Below are 19,592 nucleotides of genomic sequence, written 5' to 3'. Positions count from 1 at the left end.
AGGTTCGCCATGTATGAGAGCTATTACGGGCTAAGCGACAAGCCCTTCCGCCTGCGGCCCGACCCGCATTTCTTCTTCGGCAGCAAGGGCCACAAACGGGCCATGGCTTACCTGGAGTACGGCCTGTCGCAGGGCGAGGGATTCATCGTCATCACCGGCGAAGTCGGGGCCGGCAAGACCACCCTGGTGCGCAACCTGTTCAACCAGATCGCGTCGGACAAGATCGTCACCTGTCACCTGGTCAACACCCACCTCGATTCCAATGATGTGCTGCGCGGTGTGGTGGGCGGGTTCGGCCTGCCCTGCGAGGACACGGCCAGCAAGACCACTTTGCTGGGCCGCCTCGAGGTCTTCCTGCGCCTGTGCGAGCAGGATGGCAAGCGCGCGCTGCTGGTGGTTGACGAAGCGCAGAACCTGACGCCGAAAGTGGTGGAAGAATTGCGCATGCTGTCCAATTTCCAGACCGACGAAAAATCGCTGCTGCAGACTTTCCTGCTGGGCCAGCCGGAATTCCGCGCCACCCTGCACAGCCCCGGCATGTCGCAGTTGCGCCAGCGCGTGATCGCGACCTATCACCTGGGCCCGATGGACAGCAGCGAAAGCAATGCCTATATCGAACACCGCATGCGCACTGTCGGCTGGAGCGGTAACCCGCACCTGACGCCGGCCGCCTACGCCGCCGTGTTCCACTACACCGGCGGCATCCCGCGCAAGACCAACCACCTGATGGACCGCTTGCTGCTGATGGGCTTCCTGGAAGAGATGCAGGAGTTCACCGATGCCGACGTCGACACGGTGATCCGCGACATCCAGCAGGAGTTCCAGCCGCCGCCGGCCGCTGCGGCGATCGATGGCACCGCTGTGCCGGCCGGCAACGGCGCGGCCCAGGCCGACATGGAAGCCGGCATGCTGTTCGGCAGCCCATACCCGGCGGTGCTGGACGAACGCATGATGCGCGTTGAAAAGTCGCTGACCTCGGTGCTGTCGATCCTGAAGAAGATCGTACGTTCGCCATCCTCCTACAACATCCATCAGGACAGTAACGAATGAGTGCTTTCCGTATCCTGTGCGTCGTCGGCGCGCGGCCGAATTTCATGAAGATGGCGCCCATCATGGCCGCCTTCGCCCAACTGAAGCCGCAGGTCGAGGCGCTGCTGGTGCACACCGGCCAGCACTACGACGTGGCCATGAACCAGCAGTACTTCGACGCGCTGGGCATTCCCAGCCCGGACATCAACCTGGAAGTCGGCTCCGGCAGCCATGCCCAGCAGACCGCCGACGTGATGAAGCGCTTCGAGCCGGCCGTGGATGAAGTGCAGCCGGCCGCCGTGCTGGTGGTGGGCGACGTCAACTCCACCATCGCCTGCGCCCTGGTGGCGGCCAAGAAGGGCGTGCCGGTGATCCACGTGGAAGCGGGCCTGCGCAGCTTCGACCGCGCCATGCCGGAAGAAATCAACCGCGTGCTGACCGACCAGCTGTCCGACCTGCTGTTTACCACCGAGGAGAGCGGCGCCGACAACCTGGCCAAGGAAGGCATCGGCGCGGAACGCGTGCACTTCGTCGGCAACGTGATGATCGATACCCTGCGTGCCAACCTGGCGCGCGCCATTCCGGCGCCGCAGATCGCGGCCGATGCCGGGCGCCCCGACTTCAAGGCCGGCAAGGGCGAATACGCCGTGCTGACCCTGCACCGCCCGTCGAACGTGGACGACAAGGCCGTGCTGCAAGGCTTGCTGGAAACCGCGGCAAAGATTGCCGAACGCACGCCGGTGATCTTCCCGGTGCACCCGCGTACCCGCTCCACCATCGAGAAGTTCGGCCTGAGCCACCTGCTGGACCGTCCGGAAGTGCTGCTGCTGCCGCCTATGGGCTACCTGGAGATGCTGGGCCTGATGAAGGATGCGCGCGTGGTGCTGACCGATTCCGGCGGCATCCAGGAAGAGACCACTGCGCTGGGCACGCCGTGCATCACGCTGCGCAACAACACCGAGCGCCCGATCACCGTCGACGAAGGCACCAATACCATCGCCGGCAACGACCCGGCGCACATCCTGGCCGCCTACGAGGCGCAACTGGCCGGCGCCGGCAAGGCCGGCCGCATCCCGCACTTCTGGGATGGCCGCGCCGCCGAGCGCATTGCCGCCATCGTGCTGGACTGGCTGAAGGCGCGGGGCTGAACATGGGCGCGGCCGTTCGCAATGCGATGACCATCGACGTGGAAGACTACTTTCAGGTGTCGGCGTTCGCACCGCACATCAGCCGCGAAAGCTGGCCGCAGCGCGAGTGCCGGGTGGAGGCGAATATCGACCGCGTGCTCGGCATCCTGGATGACGGCCAGGCCAAGGGCACCTTCTTCACGCTGGGCTGGATCGCCGAACGCTATCCGGAGATGGTGCGCCGTATCGTGGCCGGCGGCCATGAGCTGGCCAGCCACGGCTACGGCCACCTGCGCGCTTCCGACCAGTCGCGCGAACAGTTCATGGACGATATCGCCAGCAGCAAGAAGATCCTGGAAGACATCGGCGGCCAGCAGGTGATCGGCTACCGCGCGCCCAGCTTCTCGATCGGCCCCGGCAACCTGTGGGCGCTCGATGTGCTGCAGGAAGCGGGCTACCGCTACAGCTCATCGATCTACCCGATCGCGCACGACCATTACGGCATGCCGGATGCGCCGCGCTTTGCTTTCCACCCGAACGGCGAGCAAGGCTTGCTGGAAGTGCCGATCACCACGGTGCGCATCGGCCAGCGCAACCTGCCGGCCGGCGGAGGCGGCTATTTCCGCCTGCTGCCGTATGCGCTGTCGCGCGGCATGATGCGCCGCGTGAACAAGGCAGACGGCCAGCCTGCCATTTTCTATTGCCACCCGTGGGAACTGGATCCCGGCCAGCCGCGCCCCGAGGGGCTGGGGATGAAGACGCGCTTCCGCCACTACGTCAACCTGCATCGCATGGAGTCGCGCATCAGGGCCTTGACGCGCGACTTCGCGTGGGATCGCATGGACCGCATTTTCCTGGGGCAGCAATGACCTCGATTATCGAAGCGGCGGCCGAGCGCCGCGCTGCAAGGGCCAAGGCCGAAGCGGAAGCGGCGACTGCGCTGGCGGTGGCTGCCGGCAAACCGGCAAGCCCGGGTCAGACCCAAGGGTCAGACCCGATCGGGGACAGTCGCGTTGCGGATCAGGCCCTTGGGTCTGACCCGGAAGTACCGGTTTTGATCCAGCTGCTCGGCACCAGCGCCGACGAACGCGCGCGCTGGGACGCCTTCGTCGAAACCTGCCCGGACGCGACCTTCTTCCACCGCAGCGGCTGGCAAACCATCATCGAGCAATGCTACGGCCACCCGACCTGGTTCTTCTACGTGGAAGAAGGCGGCGTGATCACCGGCGTGCTGCCGCTGGCGCGCATGAAAAGCCGCATGTTCGGCCACTACCTGGCCTCGCTGCCGTTCTGCGTGTACGGCGGCGTGGCAGCCACCACCGACACCGCGCGCGCCCTGCTGGACAAGGCCGCCGAAGAACTGGCCGCCGCGCTTGGCGTGGGCCACCTGGAATACCGCAACTACGCGCCGGCCCACCCGGACCAGTCGAAATGGCAGGGCAAGGACCTGTACTACACCTTCCGCAAGGCGATCAGCGGCGACGACGAAGAGAACCTGAACGCCATTCCGCGCAAGCAGCGCGCGATGGTACGCAAGGGCATCAAGCTGAACCTGCAGGGCGAGGTGGACGACAACGTCGACCGCATGTTCACCGCTTACGCGCACAGCGTGCACCGCCTCGGCACCCCGGTGTTCCCGAAGAAGTACTTTGCCCTGCTAAAGCAAACCTTCAAGGACGACTGCGAGGTGCGCGTCATCACGCAGGACGGCAAGCTGGTGGCCGGCGTGCTGAGCTTCTTCTTCCGCGACGAAGTACTGCCTTACTACGGCGGCGGCATGGACCTCGCGCGCGAGGTGGCCGGCAACGACTTCATGTACTGGAACCTGATGCAGGCATCCGCCGCCAAAGGCTACCGCATGTTCGACTTCGGCCGCAGCAAGAAAGGCACCGGCGCCTTCGACTTCAAGAAGAACTGGGGCTTCACGGCGCAGCCGCTGCCTTACGAATACCAGCTGTTCGCGGCCGACGCGCTGCCGGACGTGAACCCGTTGAACCCGAAATACCAGCTTTTCATCAAATTGTGGAAGGCGATGCCGCTGCCGCTGGCCAATGCGCTCGGTCCTTATATCGTCAAGAACCTGGGGTAAATCGTGGAAGACCTGCTGCTGCTGGTGCATCGCATGCCCTACCCGCCGAACAAGGGCGACAAGATCCGCTCCTGGCATTTGCTCAAGCATCTGGCGCAACGCTATCGCGTGCACCTGGCCACCTTCGTCGACGATCCCGACGACTGGCAGCATGTGCCGACCGTGCAGGCGGTGTGCGCCTCGGCGCATTTTGCGGCGCTGTCGCCGCGCGCCGCGCGCTTGCGCAGCCTGGGCGCCGTGCTGCGCAACCGCTCGCTGTCCTTCGACTATTACCGCGACGCCGGCCTGCAAGGCTGGGTGAACCAGGCCGTGCAGCAGCATGGCATCAACCGCATCGTGGTGTTTTCCTCGCCCATGGCGCAGTACGCTGACGCCTGGCCGCAGGCCCGCCGTGTAATTGATTTCGTCGACGTCGATTCCGACAAATGGCGCCAGTACGCCGAGCGCAAGCCGTGGCCGGCCAGTGCGGTCTTCGGTTACGAGGCCAGCCGCCTGCTGCGCTATGAACGCCAGGTTGCCGCCAGCTTCGATGCCTCGCTGTTCGTGTCGGCGCCGGAAGCGGAGTTGTTCCGCACGCTGGCACCGGAAAGCGCGGCGCGCATCGGCTGGTTCAGCAACGGCGTCGATACCGCCTATTTCGCCCCGGCCGACTGCGCCAGTCCCTATGCGCCCGGCGACAAGGCACTGGTGTTCTGCGGCGCCATGGATTACTGGCCCAACGTCGATGCCGTGCAATGGTTCGCCTCCGATGTATTGCCGCCGCTGCGCGCGCGCGACCCGGCGCTGCGCTTCGTGATTGTCGGCGCCCGCCCGTCGGCGGAAGTGCAGGCCCTGGCCGCGCAGCCGGGCATCACGGTGACCGGCACCGTGCCCGATGTGCGGCCCTACGTGGCGCATGCCGCGCTGTCGGTGGCGCCGCTGCGCGTGGCGCGCGGCATCCAGAACAAGGTGCTGGAAGCGATGGCGATGGCCAAAGCCGTGCTGGTCACGCCGCAGGCTCTGGAAGGCATCGACGCCGGCATCGGCCGCGAGCTGCTGCTGGCCGACGGTGCGCAGCAGTGGCTGGTTGCCGTTAGCGAGGCGCTGGCCGGCCCGCCGGCCGCGCTGGAAACGCTTGGCCAGGCGGCACGCGCGCGCGTGATTGCAGCGTATAGCTGGGACGCCCGGCTGGCGCCGCTGGACCGCATGATCGAAACCCCGGCTGCGCAGGACGCTGGCGCAGCCCCAGCCCTTTGGACACCGGCATGAATACCTTACCTTCCAGCGGAACCGCCGCCGCACCCGGCGCGCTCGCATCGCATGGTCCCCTGGCAGGCGCCCGTAATGCGCTGCTGGTGGCCCTGGTCATGCTGCTGCCGCTGCTGGTGTTCCATGAGACGGCATTGAGCGTGGCCGACATATGGCAGCGCTCGGAAACCTTCGCGCACGGCTTCCTGATCCTGCCGATCAGCCTGTGGCTGGTGTGGCGCCAGCGCGCGGCCTTGCAGCAGCTGCCGTTGCAGCCATGCTGGCCGGCCTTGCTGCTGCTGGCCGCCTGTGGCGCGGCCTGGCTGCTGGCCGACCTGGCCGAGGTGGGCATCGTGCGCCAGTACGCGCTGGCGGCCATGCTGCCGCTGACCGTGCTGGCGGTATTGGGCAAGCGCATTGCCGGCGCGCTGCTGTTCCCGCTGGGCTTCATCCTGCTCGCGGTACCGGTCGGCGAGAGCCTGGTGCCGCCGCTGATCGACCTGACCGCTAACTTCACCGTCGATGCGCTGCGCCTGACCGGCATCCCGGTCCTGCGCGACGGCAATAACTTCTCCATCCCGAGCGGCAACTGGTCGGTGGTGGATGCCTGCAGCGGCCTGCGCTACCTGATTTCCTCGATCACTCTCGGCTGCCTGTTTGCCTATTTGAGCTACCGCACCGTGTGGCGCCGCGCCGCCTTTGTCCTGGCCTCGATGCTGGTGCCGGTGGCAGCCAACGGCGTGCGCGCATATATGATCGTGATGATGGGGCACTTGAGCGGCATGACCCTGGCTGTCGGCGTCGACCACCTGATCTACGGCTGGGTATTCTTCGGCGTCGTGATGCTGCTGCTGTTCTGGGTCGGCAGCTTCTGGCGCGAAGACGGCCAGGGCCCCGCCGCTGTCGCGGCCAACGACCAACTCGTGCTGCCGCTGCCATTGCGCCCGCTGGCCGGCGGCACCGTGGCGGTGCTGGCGGTGCTGGCGCTCTGGCCGGCGCTGGCCTCGCGCGCCGACCAGGCGGCGGGCGCCGTGCCGGCGGTCAAGCTGGCACTGGCTTCGCCGACGCCGGCCGGACCGGAATTCACGACTTGGCAGCCCGACTATGCACCGGCCAGCAGCACGCTGCGCCAGTCGTTTGCCGGCGCGCCTCCGGTCGGACTGACCGTGCTGTTCTACCGCGATGCGCCGGGCAGCGCCAAGCTGGTCAGCTCGACCAACCGCCTCGGCCAGCAGAAGGCTGCGTTCCGCGAAAACAGTGCCGACCTGCGCGACGAAAACTTCGGCGGCCGCCACATGGCCGTGCGCGAAGCCATGCTCGGTTTTGAAGGCCGCCGCCTGCTGGTGTGGCAGTGGTACTGGGTCAACGGCAGCATGACCAGCAGTAACTACGTCGGCAAGCTGCTGCAGATCAAGGGCAAACTCCTGTCCGGCAACGGCGACGGCGCAGCCGTGATGGTATTCGCCCCTTACGATGAAGACCCGGCCGTGGCGCGCGCTGCCATGCGGGCCTTCCTGGATCGCAACCTCGAGCCGCTGGACCAGTCCCTGGCCGGCACGCGCCGCCCCTGATTTGCTGCCATGAACGACATCCCTCTCATCGTCCACCTGACGTATGCGCTCGATTTTGGCGGCATGGAAAATCTCATGGTCGAGCGCATCAACCGCATGCCGGCCGAGCGCTATCGCCACGCCATCGTATGCCTGACGCGCGTCAACCCGGATTTCGTCAGGCGCATCAACAAGCCCGACGTCACCGTGCATACGCTGGGCAAGCAGCCCGGCTTGTCGCCCGCCACCCATGGCGTGCTGTGGCGCCTGCTGCGCGAGCTGCAGCCGGCCGTGCTGCACACCTATAACTTCTCGGCCATCGAATATGCGCCGACGGCGCTGCTGGCCGGGGTGCCGGTGCGCGTCAACGGCGCCCATGGCCGCGACCACACCGACCCGGACGGCAGCAACCGCAAGCACAACTTCCTGCGCCGCCTGATGCTGCCGTTCTACGACGTATGCTATGCCAATTCTGCCGCGATGGAGCTGTGGAACCGCGACGTGATCGGCGTGCCGCCCGCCAAGAGCCGCATGCTGGCCAACGGCATCGACGCCGAGCGCTTCCGCGTGCGCGGCGACAGCGAGGCGCGTCCCTTCTTCAACGACGGCGAAATCGTGATCGGTAGCGTGGGCCGGGTGCAGGACGTGAAGGATCACGCCACCCTGATGGATGCCTTCCTGCTGCTGCGCGAAGCGCTGCCGCAGCAGCGCGAGCGCCTGCGCCTGGCGGTGGTCGGCGACGGCCCGCTGCTGCAGAAACTGCGCGACAAGGCGGCGGCAGCCGGCATTGCCGAGGCGGTATGGCTGCCCGGTGCGCGCAACGACGTGCCGGACATCCTGCGCAGCCTCGACGTCTTCGTGATGTCCTCCATTGCCGAAGGCACGCCCGGCTCGGCGCTGGAAGCGATGGCCAGCGGGCTGCCGGTGGTGGGCACGCGCGTGGGCGGGATTCCGGAAGTGATCGAAAACGGCGTCACCGGCCAGCTGGTGCCGCCGTCCAATGCTGCGGCCATGGCGGCCGCGCTGAAACACTATGTGGAAGCGCCGGCGCTTGCGCGCCGCCACGGCCAGGCAGGACGGGAACGGGTGCTGCGCAAATACAGCATGCCGGCCATGGTGGCCGGCTACCAGGATATGTACGACAGCTTGTGCGAACGCAAGCTCAAGATAAGAAAGCCAGTACCATCATGTGCGGAATAACAGGGATCATGGATGCGCGCGGCGGGCGCGCGGTGGACGAGGCGCTGCTGCGCCGCATGAACGACACCCAGCACCATCGCGGGCCCGACGAGGGCGACACCTACATCGAACCGGGCGTGGGCTTCGGCCACCGCCGCCTGTCGGTGATCGACATCGCCATGGGCCAGCAGCCGCTCGGCAACGAGGACGGCAGCGTGATGGTGTGCTACAACGGCGAGATCTACAACTACCGCGAACTGACCGCACAGCTGAAGGCGCTCGGCCACACCTTCAAGACCAAGAGCGACACCGAAGTGATCGTGCACGCCTGGGAAGAATGGGGCGAGGATTGCGTGCACCACTTCCGCGGCATGTTCGCCATCGGCCTGTGGGACCGCAAGCAGCAGGTGATGTTCCTGGCGCGCGACCGCCTGGGCGTCAAGCCGCTGTACTACGCCATGACGCCGGACGGCTGGTTCGCCTTCAGTTCTGAACTGAAAGCGCTGCGCATGCATCCTTCGCTGCCGCGCGATATCGACCCGCAGGCGGTGGAAGACTATTTCGCCTACGGCTATGTGCCTGAGCCAAAGACCATCTACCGGGGTGCGCTCAAGCTGTCGCCCGGTTTCCGCCTGACCCAGAAGGTTGGCGCGCCGCTGGCCAAGCCGGAGCAGTTCTGGGACGTGCCGTTCAAGCTGCACGAGAAGATGACCGAGAGCGACGCCCAGGGCGAGCTGGTGGAGCGCTTGCGCGAAGCGGTCAAGATCCGCCTGGTGGCGGAAGTGCCGCTGGGCGCCTTCCTGTCGGGCGGGGTCGATTCCTCCGCCGTTGTGGCGATGATGGCCGGCCTCGACGAAGGCGCCGTGCATACCTGCTCGATCGCCTTCAAGGACAAGGCGTTCGACGAATCGGAATACGCGCAGCAGGTGGCGCAGCTGTACAAGACCGACCATTTCGTGGAAACCGTCGATACCGACGACTACGGCCTGCTCGACACCCTGGCCCACCTGTACGACGAACCGTATGCCGACAGCTCGGCGATCCCGACCTACCGCGTATGCCAACTGGCGCGCAAGCGCGTCACCGTGGCGCTGTCGGGCGATGGCGGCGACGAGAACCTGGCCGGCTACCGCCGCTACCGCTATGCGATGGCGGAGCAGAGCGTGCGCGGGCGTATTCCGGAAGCGCTGCGCAAGCCGGTGTTCGGCACCCTGGGCCGCATGTATCCGAAGGCCGACTGGGCGCCGCGTGTATTCCGCGCCAAGACCACTTTCGAAGCGCTGTCGCGCGACCTGGTGGAAGGCTATTTCCACGGCGTGTCGATCATGTCGGACGCCATGCGTGCGCGCCTGTTCTCGGCCAAGTTCCGCGCCGGCCTGCAGGGCTATAGCGCGATCGACGTGATGCGCGGCCATGCGGCCAGGTCGCCGACCGACGACCCGCTGTCGATGATCCAGTACCTGGACATGAAAACCTACCTGCCGGGCGATATCCTGACCAAGGTCGACCGCGCCTCGATGGCGCACGCGCTGGAAGTGCGGGTGCCGCTGCTGGACCACAAGCTGGTCGAGTGGATTTCCGGCCTGCCGCCGGAGATGAAGCTGAATGGCAGCGAAGGCAAGTACATCTTCAAGAAGGCGATGGAGAAGTACCTGCCGCACGATATCCTGTACCGCCGCAAGCAGGGCTTTGCGGTGCCGCTGGCGGCCTGGTTCCGCGGCCCGCTGCGCGCACGCGTGCAGCAAGCCTTGCTGGGACCGACCCTGGCCGATACCGGCATGTTCAACCAGGATTACCTGCGCGAACTGGTGGAGCAGCACCTGTCGGGCCGGCGCGACTACAGCGCGCCGATCTGGACCCTGCTGATGTTTGAAGCCTTCCTGAAAAAAGAGATGCAGGCATGAGTATCCGAATCCTGCACGTGCTGGACCATTCGATTCCGCTGCATAGCGGTTATACCTTCCGCACGCGTTCCATCCTGCAGGCCCAGCGCGCGCGCGGCTGGCAGACATTCCATCTCACCAGCCCGAAACAGGGCGCCTCCAGCGCGGCGCGCGAAACGGTCGACGGGCTGGAGTTCTACCGCACGGCGCCGGCCAGCGGGCCGCTGGCCAAGCTGCCGGTGCTGAACCAGGTGGCAGTGATCAACGCGCTGGCCGCGCGCCTGCTGGAAGTGGCGAAAGAAGTGAAGCCGGACGTGCTGCACGCGCACTCGCCGGCGCTGAACGCCGTGGCCGCGCTGCGGGTGGGGCGCAAGCTGGGCATCCCGGTGGTGTACGAAATCCGCGCCTTCTGGGAAGACGCGGCGGTCGACCACGGCACCAGCAAGGAGTGGGGCTTGCGCTACCGCCTGACGCGCGCCATGGAAACCTGGGCGCTGCAGCGCGTCGATGCCGCCACCACCATTTGCGAAGGATTGCGCAGCGAGATCATCGGGCGCGGCATCCCGGCCAAGAAGATCGAAGTGATCCCGAACGCGGTCGACATCGGCGACTTCGCGGTGGGCGGAGCGCGCGACGAAGCGCTGGCGCAGCAACTGGGCCTGGAAGGCAAGACCGTGCTGGGCTTCATCGGCTCCTTCTATGCTTACGAGGGGCTGGACATCCTGCTCAACGCTTTGCCTGGCATGCTGGCTAAGCGTCCCGAGATCCGCGTGCTGCTGGTGGGCGGCGGCCCGCAGGACGCGGCGCTGCGCGCGCAGGCCAAGGCGCTCGGCATCGAGGACAAGGTGACCTTCACCGGCCGCGTGCCGCATAGCGAAGTGCAGCGCTACTACAACCTGGTGGACGTGTTGTGCTACCCGCGCCACAAGATGCGCCTGACCGACCTGGTCACGCCTTTGAAACCGCTGGAGGCGATGGCCCAGGGCCGCCTGATGGTGGCGTCCGACGTGGGCGGCCACAAGGAATTGATCGATGACGGCCGCACCGGCGTGCTGTTTGCCGCCGGCGATGCCGCCGCGCTGTCGAAACAGGTGCTGGCGCTGTTGGACGCGCCGCACAAATGGCCGGAGTTCCGCCAATCGGGCCGCCGCTTCGTGGAGGAAGAGCGCAACTGGACCGCCAGCGTGGCGCGCTACCGCAATGTGTACGGCAGCATCACGGAGAAGGCACTGGCATGAACGCGCCGCAGCAAGCATTCGCCACTGCGCCGCGCGCGCTGGACGCGCCGGAGGTGCAGCGCATTGCGCTGGTCGGGCCGTTGCCGCCGCCTTCCGGCGGCATGGCCAACCAGGCCTTGCAGCTTGCCGGCTTGCTGCGCGATGCCGGCATTGCCGTTGAATTCGTGCAGACCAACGCGCCTTACCGCCCGGCCTGGGCCGGCCAGCTGCGCGGGGTGCGCGCGCTGTTCCGCATGCTGCCGTATATGGCGGGCCTATGGCGCGCCGCCGGCCGCGTGCAGGTATTCCATGTGATGGCCAATTCCGGCTGGTCCTGGCATCTGTTTGCGGCGCCGGCGATCTGGATCGCGCACCTGCGCGGCACCCCGGTGGTGGTCAATTACCGCGGCGGCGAGGCCGCCAATTTCCTCAAGCAGTCGGCGGCCTGGATGCGCCCCAGCCTGCGGCGCTGCGCCGCATTGGCCGTGCCCTCGGGCTTTTTGGCCCATGTCTTCGGCCAGCACGGCATCGACTCCGTGATCGTGCCGAATATCGTCAACCTGGAGCGCTTTGCCGCCGATGCCGCAGCGCGGGCGCGCGGCGCCTTGCGCCTGCTGGTGGCACGCAACCTGGAAGACATTTACGACAATGCCAGCGCGCTGCGCGCTTTCGCGATCGTCCGCCAAACCCATCCCGAAGCGCAGCTCACGGTGGCAGGTTCCGGCCCGCTGCGCGGTGAGCTGGAACACCTGGCGCAGGGCCTGGGCGTGGCGCACGCCGTGCACTTCACCGGCCGCGTCGACACCGCCGACATGCCGGCCCTGTACCGCAATGCCGACATCATGCTGAACCCCAGCCTGGTCGACAATATGCCCAATTCCGTGCTGGAAGCGCTGGCCAGCGGCGCCCTGGTGGTCAGCACCAACGTGGGCGGCGTGCCGTATGTGGTGGAAGACGGCAAGACCGCGCTGCTGGTGCCGCCGGCCGATCCGGCCGCCATGGCGCAAGCCGTGCTGCGCCTGGCCGAACACCCGGCGCTGGCGGAAGCGCTGCGCAGCGCCGGCCGCGCCAGCGTGGCGCAATATGCCTGGTCCAGCGTCAAGCCGCGCCTGCTGGATGTATACCGCCAGGCCCTGGCAAGCAAAGGAGGGCGCCGCCCATGATCTATACCGCCCTGGTTTCCGGCGTGCTGTTCCCGCTGCATGAAAAACTCAAGAAGCACAGCAGCGTGGCCGTGCGCCGCCATATGGAGCAGACCCAGTACTGGCCGGCGGCCAGGCTGCAGGAGCTGCAAATCGAACGCCTGCGCGCCCTGTTGCTGCGAGCACAGCGGCAGGTACCGTATTACCGCGACGCTTTTGCCCGCATCGGCTTCGATGCCGCGCGCGACTTCAAGGGCGTGCCCGACCTGATGCGCCTGCCGTTGCTGGACAAGGCGGCGATTCGCGGGAATATCGAAACGCTGAAAGCCGATGATGCCAATAACCTGGTGCGCTACAACACCGGCGGCTCCACCGGTGCGCCGCTGACCTTCTTTGTCGGCCGCCACCGCGTGAGCCATGACGTGGCTGCCAAATGGCGCGCCACGCGCTGGTGGGACGTGGATATCGGCGACCGTGAAATCGTGATCTGGGGTTCGCCGATCGAGTTGGGCGCGCAGGACCGTGTGCGCATGGTGCGCGACACCCTGATGCGCACCGAATTGATGTCGGCCTTCGCCACCACCGAAGCCGGGCTGGATGGCCACGTGGAACGCATCCGCCAGCGCAAGCCGAAAATGCTGTTCGGCTATCCGACGGTGCTGGCGCGCATCGCCTCGCATGCCGAAGACAAGGGCATCCGCCTCGACAAGCTGGGCATCCGCGTCGCTTTCGTCACGTCGGAATGCCTGTACCAGTCGCAGCGCGAGCAGATCGAGCGCGTGTTCGGCTGCCCGGTGGCGAATGGCTACGGCGGCCGCGATTCCGGCTTCATCGCCCACCAGTGCCCGGCCGGCAAGCTGCACATCACGAGCGAGGACATCGTGATCGAAGTGCTGGACCCGGAAGGCCGGCAACTGCCGCCCGGCGAGTCGGGCGAGATCGTGGTGACCCATTTGCAGTCGGGCGACTTCCCTTTCATCCGCTACCGCACCGGCGACGTCGGCGCACTGGACACCGAGCCATGCAGTTGCGGGCGCACCCTGCCGGTGCTGAAGGAAATCCACGGCCGCACCACCGACTTCCTGATCAACCAGGACGGCACCCTGATCCACAGCGCCGCGCTAGCCTACATCATGCGCGACCTGCCGGCAGTGCGCGCCTTCAAGGTGATCCAGGAAACCCTGGACTGGACCCGCGTGCAGATCGTGTACGACGGCCAGTTCGACGACAAGGCACGGCAGTGCGTCGAAGCCGGCTTCCATGCGCGCATGGGCAAGCAGGTGAAGATCGAGGTGGAACTGGTGCCGGAAATTCTGCCGGAAAAGAGCGGCAAGTACCGCTATTGCGTGACCAAGCTGGAGACCCCATGGAACGCCTTGACGAAGTAAGCTGGGAGGCGCCATGCGCGACATAGTCATTGCCCTGATCGTTTTCGGTTCGCTGCCGTTCATATTCAAGCGACCGTTCTATGGTGCCGTGCTGTGGGTCTGGATCAGCGTGATGAACCCGCACACCCAGAGCTGGGGTTGGGCGCAAAGCATGCCGTTCGCCGCCATCATTGCCGGGACCACGGTGCTGGCGATGATGGCCAAGCCAAAAGATGTCTCGCTCCCGAACACCGGGCTGACCTGGCTGTTGCTGGCCTTTTCCGGCTGGATGTGCCTGACGACGCTGTTTGCCATCGGACCCGAGGACCCCTTGCCGGCACTGAACAAGGTGCTCAAGATCATTGGCATGACCGTGGTTGTGTCGATGCTGGTGCGTACCCGCAAGGACATCGAAATGATGGTCTGGGCCATCGTCATTTCGCTGGGCTTCTATGGCGTGAAGGGCGGGCTGTTCACGATCCGTAGCGGCGGCGCCTACCGCGTGTGGGGCCCGATGGGCACCTTCATCGAAGGTAACAACGAAATCGCGCTGGCGCTGATCATGGTGGTGCCGCTGATGATGTTCCTGGTGCCGCTGATCGCCAACAAGTGGGGCAAGCGGGCGATGTGGATGGCGGCGGGCCTGTGTGCGCTGGCCTCGCTGGGCTCCTACTCGCGCGGCGCGGCGCTGGCGCTGGCCGCCATGCTGGCTTTCCTGTGGTTCAAGAGCCATGAAAAGATGAAGCTGGGCGCGCTGTTGCTGGTGTTGGCGCCGCTGGCGCTGATTTTCATGCCGGAGCAGTGGCACGCTCGCATCGACACCATCAACACCTATGAACAGGACGGTTCAGCGATGGGGCGTATCAACGCCTGGAAGATGGCCATCAACCTGGCGGCCGACCACCCCTTGTTCGGGGGCGGCTTCCAGATCTACAACAAGTTCATATTCCAGCTCTATGCTCCTGTGCCGGACGACATACACGCGGCGCACAGCATCTACTTCCAGGTGCTTGGCGAACATGGGTATGTCGGCCTGGCGCTGTTCCTGTTGATGTACCTGGTGGTCTGGCGCAACGGGGCGTGGGTGATCAAACACACCGACGATATTCCCGAACTGGCGTGGGCGACGCGCCTGGTGCGCATGCTGCAGGTAAGCCTGATCGGCTTCATGGTGGGCGGGGCGTTCCTCAGCCTGGCCTACTTCGACGTGCCTTACTACATCATGGTGATCATGATGGCGACCCGCCTGCTGATTGAGCGAATGCTGAAGGAACGCGCTGCCGCTCCGGCTGTGGTGCAGCAAGAGGAGGCGCAAGGTGTGGCTTAAGCAGCAGCTCGAACGGGGCGCCCTATCCTTGCTGTCGGGCGGCGGCGGCCGTGCACCGGCGATCCTGATCTACCATCGCGTATTGCCGGAGCCGGATCCGCTATTCCCGGGTGAAGTGCACCGCGCGCAGTTCGAGCGCCAGCTCGGCTGGCTCAAGTCGCGCTTCAACGTGTTGCCGCTGCTCGAAGCCGTGCGGCTGGCGGCGGATGGGCGGCTGCCGCCGCGCAGCGCCTGCATTACCTTCGACGATGGCTATGCCGACAACGCGGAAGTCGCGTTGCCTGTACTGCAGCGGCATGGCTTGCACGCGAGCTTTTTCATTGCGACCGGCTTCCTCGACGGCGGCCGCATGTGGAACGATAGCGTGATCGAGTCGGTGCGCCGCGCGCCGGGCGATGTGTTCGATGCCACTGCGCTCGGCCTCGGCCGCTATGCCATAGGAAACTGGGAGGCGCGCCGCAACACGATCAGCGCCCTGATCAAGCAGCTGAAATACTTGCCGATGGCGCAGCGGCTGGAAGAAGTCGGCAAGGTGGCCAGCTTGTCCGGCGCCGAATTGCCGCGCGACCTGATGATGAGCAGCACGCAGTTGCGCAAGCTGCACGCGGCCGGCATGGGTATCGGCGGCCACACGGTCAATCACCCGATCCTGGCGCGCTTGCCGGAAGCAGAAGCGCGCCAGGAAATCGCGCAGGGCAGGGCGGCGCTGGAAGCGGTACTCGACGCGCCGGTGCGCGTGTTTGCCTACCCGAACGGCAAGCCGGGCCAGGACTACCTGCCCGAGCATGTCGCCATGGTGCGCGAGATGGGTTTCGATGCCGCAGTCTCCACTGCCTGGGGCGCCAGCCGGGGCGAAACGGACTGGTACCAGCTGCCGCGCTTCACACCCTGGGACCAGGGCATCGGCAAGTTCGGACTGCGCCTGGCGCGCAATATGCTGCAGCCGGCGGAGCGGGTTTAGGCGCCGTCGCTGTCGCCCTTGCGCAGGCGCGACAGCAGGGCGGCAGTCTGTTCGCTCAGCGGTAAGCCGTGGCGCCGCAATAGCTGCACGTGCAGCACCAGGTTCTCCAGCACCAGTTTGGCCGACACCGCCAGCAAGGTCAGGCGGCGGTCTTCTTCGCTGAACTTTTCCATGGCGTCGGCCATTTCGCACAGATGGTTGGCAACCAGTGCGCGTAGTTCCTGTTCATCGAAGGGCAGGTCGGCAAAATCGATCGGGTCTTCCTGCTCAACTTCATGCATCAACAGCTCGAGTTCCTGCGGGCTGATAGCCATGTGTGGCTCCGGTTATGCACACAGGATGATTGTAGGCCAAAGCGCGCTAGAATAGCTTTCCCATGGCCCAGATCATCTTCACCCAGCAGTTGGCGCGCTTCCTGCCGGTTCCGACGTTGGAGACCCAGGCGGCCACCGTGCGCGCCGCGCTGGATCGGGCCTTTGCTGAAAATCCGCGCCTGGGGGCCTACGTCCTGGACGAGCAAGGCCGCCTGCGTGCCAACGTCGTGGTGTTCATCGACGGCAAGCGCAGTGAACTCGACGAATCATTGCGCAGCGATTCCAGGATCTACGTGTTGCAAGCCTTATCCGGAGGATGACATGGCAGACCGCGCTTTCATTGCAAGCCGCAAAGGCTTGTTCGAACTGGCTTACCGCAATGGCGAATGGAAGCTGGAGGAGGACAAATCCTTTTTCGGCGATCCGCTATCGATGGTGCTGCACGATGCGCGCGATGGCGCTACTTATGCATGCCTGAACCTGGGGCACTTCGGCGCCAAATTGCACCGGCGCGATGCCGGCGGCACGGAGTGGACGGAAATCGCGGTGCCGGCCTATCCGCCCAAGCCGCAGGACAGCAGCGACAAGATCGACTGGACCCTCAAGCAGATCTGGGTGCTGGAAGCGGGCGGCCAGGACCAGCCCGGGGTGCTGTGGGCCGGCACCCTGCCGGGTGGCCTGTTCCGTTCCAGCGATCGTGGCGACAGCTGGCAATTGGTGGAATCGCTGTGGAACGTGCCTGAACGCGCGCAGTGGTTTGGCGGCGGCTATGACGTGCCGGGCATCCACAGCATCTGCGTCGACCCGCGCGACAGCAATTCGGTGCTGGTCGGCGTGTCATGCGGCGGCGCCTGGCTGACGCGCGATGGCGGCGCAAGCTGGCAGCTGCGCACCAAGGGCATGGCGGCGCGCTACATGCCGCCCGAGATGCAGGATGCCGGCGCGGTACAGGACCCGCACCGCATCGTACGCTGTGCGGCCGAGCCGGACATGCTGTGGTGCCAGCACCATAACGGCATCTGGCAGTCGAGCAATAACGGGGAAAGCTGGGAAGAAATCACGGCGCCGCTGTCGAGCTTTGGTTTCGCGGTGGCGGTCCATCCGCGCGACGGCAAGACAGCCTGGTTCGCACCGGCCGTGGCCGACCAGCAGCGAGTGCCGGTGGAGGCGGCGCTGGCCGTCAACCGTACCGCCGATGGCGGCGCCAGTTTCAACACCTTGCGCGGCGGCCTGCCGCAGGAGCATTGCTACGACCTGGTGTACCGCCACGGGCTGGCGGTGGCCGACGATGGAAAAACCTTGCTGATGGCCTCCACCACGGGCGGCGCCTGGCTATCCACCAACGGCGGCGAGCACTGGCAAACCATTTCCACCACGCTGCCGCCGGTGTACGCGGTATGCTTCAATTGATGCCGTAGTAGGACAGGAACATTTCGACGGTGGCGGTGATGACCGCCTCCTGTTCCTGCGGCGTCAGCGGCGTTTTGCCCATCGCTACCTGCGGCCATAGGGCAAACGATTTCAACTGCCCCTGCAGCATGTGCGACATGAAGGCCGGATCGCCCGCTTTCAGCACCTTGTCTTCCTGTGCCGCGCGCAGGAAGCTGGCCACACCTTCTTCCTTCTTGCCCAGTTTGGTCATCATGTCGCCGGCGCGTTGCGGTGCGTGGATCGCTTCCGCAATGGCGACGCGCACCAGGTCGAGGAAGTAAGCGTCGCGCAACATGGCCATTTTCTGGCGCATCAGTTCCATCAGCTGCGGCTTGATCGGCTTGCCTTGCTGGTAGCCGATGGCGTTCAGGGCGGCACTGCAATTCCACAACTCCTGCAGGATCTGCTCGAACAGTTCGTCCTTGCTGGCGAAATGGTTGTACACCGTGCGTTTTGAAACGCTGGCCGCGGCCGCGATGCGGTCCATGCTGGTGGCCTCGAAGCCCCGGGCACGGAATTCGGCGATGGCGGCCGTGATGATGGCGGCGCGCTTGCGGTCGGTAAGTTTGTCGGGTTGGTTCATAAAAAATATTTTACACCGGGTAGTTTACTTTTCCCAAAGCCGAAACTACACTGTGTAGTGTAACTCATTTGTCGTACCCCCACCGAATATGCAACGAAACCTGTTGATTGGAGCGCTCTTCATCATGACTTGCTTAGCTTACAACGCCGCCGATTCCCGTCCCGCCTACCAGAACGACGCGCCGCGCCAGCAGCCGGGTTTCCTCAAGACACTGAAGATTTTCTGGGACTTTACCTTCAACAAACCGGTCAACACCGTTCCCGTCCAGCCGCTGCCGATGCAAGTGCTCACTCGCGGGCAATTGATTGCTGCACCTGATAACACCCTGTTCCGCCTGGGGCACTCGACTGTCCTGTTGAAGCTCAATGGCGAGTTCTGGCTGACCGATCCGGTATTTTCCAAACGCGCTTCGCCGGTGCAGTGGGCCGGTCCGGCACGCTTTCACGCGCCACCGATCAGCATTGCCGAGCTGCCGCCGATCAAGGGCGTGATCCTGTCGCACAACCATTACGATCACCTCGATTACGCTGCCATTCGCGAGCTGGAAGCCAAGACCGAGCACTTCCTGGCGCCGTTGGGTGTGGGCGACACTTTGATTTCCTGGGGTGTTCCAATCGACAAGGTGCGCCAGCTCGGCTGGTGGGAATCGGTGTCGGCAGGCAGCCTGAAGCTGACCGCCACGCCGGCCCAGCACTTTTCCGGCCGCACCCTATGGGACAGCAACAAGACCTTATGGGCCTCGTGGGTGCTGGAGAGCAGCGACCTGAAGGTGTTTTTCAGCGGCGACACCGGCTATTTCAAGGGCTTCAGGGAAATCGGCCAGCGTTTCGGCCCCTTCGACCTGACCCTGATGGAAACCGGCGCTTACGACCCAAAATGGCCGGACATCCACATGCAGCCGAAGGACACCATGCAGGCCCACATTGACCTGCGCGGCAAGGTCATGCTGCCGATCCACAACGGCACCTTCGACCTGGCGATGCATAGCTGGGACGATCCGTTCGAACAGATCACCGCCCTGGCTGCCGCCCGCGGCCAAACCCTGGCCACGCCGATGATCGGCGAAGCCCTGAATATCGCCCAACCGCAGGCCACCAGCGCCTGGTGGAGGATGCCATGAAACCGTATCAGCAATTCTTGAAAATGTGGTCGCTACCGCGCCCGCC

Annotated in this window: 18 protein-coding genes; 16 read left to right on the top strand and 2 right to left on the bottom strand. The window is 65.4% G+C overall.

Going from position 1 to position 19,592, the window contains the following annotated elements; translation table 11 throughout:
- Positions 1–9: 9 nt before the first annotated feature.
- Genes ACQ4MM_RS02030 through ACQ4MM_RS01970 form a run of 13 tightly spaced genes read left to right on the top strand, consistent with a single transcriptional unit; the run spans position 10 to position 16,098 of the window.
- Positions 10–1,050, top strand: coding sequence for an XrtA/PEP-CTERM system-associated ATPase (locus ACQ4MM_RS02030; RefSeq protein ID WP_431475794.1), 1,041 nt, complete (start codon positions 10–12; stop codon positions 1,048–1,050).
- Positions 1,047–2,177, top strand: a complete 1,131-nt coding sequence (gene wecB, locus ACQ4MM_RS02025) for a non-hydrolyzing UDP-N-acetylglucosamine 2-epimerase (protein ID WP_431475793.1) — start codon at positions 1,047–1,049, stop codon at positions 2,175–2,177. Before ACQ4MM_RS02030 ends, wecB begins: the two co-directional genes overlap by 4 nt.
- A gap of 2 nt (positions 2,178–2,179) precedes the next feature.
- Positions 2,180–3,025, top strand: coding sequence for an XrtA system polysaccharide deacetylase (locus tag ACQ4MM_RS02020; RefSeq protein WP_431475792.1), 846 nt, complete (start codon positions 2,180–2,182; stop codon positions 3,023–3,025).
- On the top strand, positions 3,022–4,245 hold the full coding sequence (locus ACQ4MM_RS02015) for a FemAB family XrtA/PEP-CTERM system-associated protein (RefSeq protein WP_431475791.1): 1,224 nt from the start codon (positions 3,022–3,024) through the stop codon (positions 4,243–4,245). The genes ACQ4MM_RS02020 and ACQ4MM_RS02015 overlap by 4 nt, the downstream gene beginning before the upstream one ends.
- A 3-nt stretch (positions 4,246–4,248) precedes the next feature.
- Entirely contained in the window at positions 4,249–5,493 is a 1,245-nt protein-coding gene (locus tag ACQ4MM_RS02010; RefSeq protein WP_431475790.1) for a TIGR03087 family PEP-CTERM/XrtA system glycosyltransferase, read from the top strand.
- Positions 5,490–7,043 carry an exosortase A gene (gene xrtA, locus ACQ4MM_RS02005; protein WP_431475789.1) on the top strand — a complete coding sequence of 518 codons (1,554 nt, stop codon included), beginning with the start codon at positions 5,490–5,492 and terminating at the stop codon, positions 7,041–7,043. Before ACQ4MM_RS02010 ends, xrtA begins: the two co-directional genes overlap by 4 nt.
- 9 nt (positions 7,044–7,052) lie before the next feature.
- Positions 7,053–8,222, top strand: a complete 1,170-nt coding sequence (locus ACQ4MM_RS02000; protein ID WP_431475788.1) for a TIGR03088 family PEP-CTERM/XrtA system glycosyltransferase — start codon at positions 7,053–7,055, stop codon at positions 8,220–8,222.
- Positions 8,210–10,105, top strand: a complete 1,896-nt coding sequence (locus tag ACQ4MM_RS01995) for an XrtA/PEP-CTERM system amidotransferase (RefSeq protein WP_431475787.1) — start codon at positions 8,210–8,212, stop codon at positions 10,103–10,105. Before ACQ4MM_RS02000 ends, ACQ4MM_RS01995 begins: the two co-directional genes overlap by 13 nt.
- A gap of 2 nt (positions 10,106–10,107) precedes the next feature.
- Positions 10,108–11,322, top strand: a complete 1,215-nt coding sequence (locus tag ACQ4MM_RS01990) for a TIGR04063 family PEP-CTERM/XrtA system glycosyltransferase (RefSeq protein WP_431475993.1) — start codon at positions 10,108–10,110, stop codon at positions 11,320–11,322.
- Entirely contained in the window at positions 11,319–12,464 is a 1,146-nt protein-coding gene (locus ACQ4MM_RS01985) for a glycosyltransferase family 4 protein (protein WP_431475786.1), read from the top strand. The genes ACQ4MM_RS01990 and ACQ4MM_RS01985 overlap by 4 nt, the downstream gene beginning before the upstream one ends.
- Entirely contained in the window at positions 12,461–13,831 is a 1,371-nt protein-coding gene (locus ACQ4MM_RS01980; protein ID WP_431475785.1) for a phenylacetate--CoA ligase family protein, read from the top strand. Before ACQ4MM_RS01985 ends, ACQ4MM_RS01980 begins: the two co-directional genes overlap by 4 nt.
- A 13-nt stretch (positions 13,832–13,844) precedes the next feature.
- Entirely contained in the window at positions 13,845–15,137 is a 1,293-nt protein-coding gene (locus ACQ4MM_RS01975) for a putative O-glycosylation ligase, exosortase A system-associated (RefSeq protein WP_431475784.1), read from the top strand.
- The gene (locus tag ACQ4MM_RS01970; protein ID WP_431475783.1) at positions 15,127–16,098 is read left to right on the top strand and encodes a polysaccharide deacetylase family protein; all 972 of its coding nucleotides are present in this window, start codon (positions 15,127–15,129) and stop codon (positions 16,096–16,098) included. Before ACQ4MM_RS01975 ends, ACQ4MM_RS01970 begins: the two co-directional genes overlap by 11 nt.
- Here ACQ4MM_RS01970 and ACQ4MM_RS01965 read toward each other — a convergent pair.
- Positions 16,095–16,412 (bottom strand): hypothetical protein, encoded by a 318-nt coding sequence (locus tag ACQ4MM_RS01965; RefSeq protein WP_431475782.1) that lies wholly within the window; start codon positions 16,410–16,412, stop codon positions 16,095–16,097. The genes ACQ4MM_RS01970 and ACQ4MM_RS01965 overlap by 4 nt on opposite strands.
- Before the next feature lie 62 nt (positions 16,413–16,474).
- On the opposite strand from ACQ4MM_RS01965, the gene ACQ4MM_RS01960 reads away from it, so the two are divergent.
- Together ACQ4MM_RS01960 and ACQ4MM_RS01955 are read left to right on the top strand one after the other, a co-directional pair.
- The gene (locus ACQ4MM_RS01960; protein ID WP_431475781.1) at positions 16,475–16,732 is read left to right on the top strand and encodes a MoaD/ThiS family protein; all 258 of its coding nucleotides are present in this window, start codon (positions 16,475–16,477) and stop codon (positions 16,730–16,732) included.
- A gap of 1 nt (position 16,733) precedes the next feature.
- Positions 16,734–17,822, top strand: a complete 1,089-nt coding sequence (locus ACQ4MM_RS01955) for a WD40/YVTN/BNR-like repeat-containing protein (protein WP_431475780.1) — start codon at positions 16,734–16,736, stop codon at positions 17,820–17,822.
- Here ACQ4MM_RS01955 and ACQ4MM_RS01950 read toward each other — a convergent pair.
- A complete protein-coding gene (locus tag ACQ4MM_RS01950; RefSeq protein ID WP_431475779.1) occupies positions 17,815–18,426 on the bottom strand; it encodes a TetR/AcrR family transcriptional regulator in 612 nt (203 codons plus the stop codon). The genes ACQ4MM_RS01955 and ACQ4MM_RS01950 overlap by 8 nt on opposite strands.
- Before the next feature lie 124 nt (positions 18,427–18,550).
- On the opposite strand from ACQ4MM_RS01950, the gene ACQ4MM_RS01945 reads away from it, so the two are divergent.
- Entirely contained in the window at positions 18,551–19,546 is a 996-nt protein-coding gene (locus tag ACQ4MM_RS01945) for an MBL fold metallo-hydrolase (protein WP_431475778.1), read from the top strand.
- The last annotated feature ends 46 nt before the right edge of the window (positions 19,547–19,592 follow it).

Source organism: Massilia eburnea, from assembly GCF_050709955.1.
GTDB classification, from domain to species: Bacteria; Pseudomonadota; Gammaproteobacteria; order Burkholderiales; family Burkholderiaceae_D; genus Rugamonas; species Rugamonas eburnea_A.
Note: the sequence above shows the minus strand (reverse complement) of the source record. Positions and strands in the feature narration are given on the sequence as shown.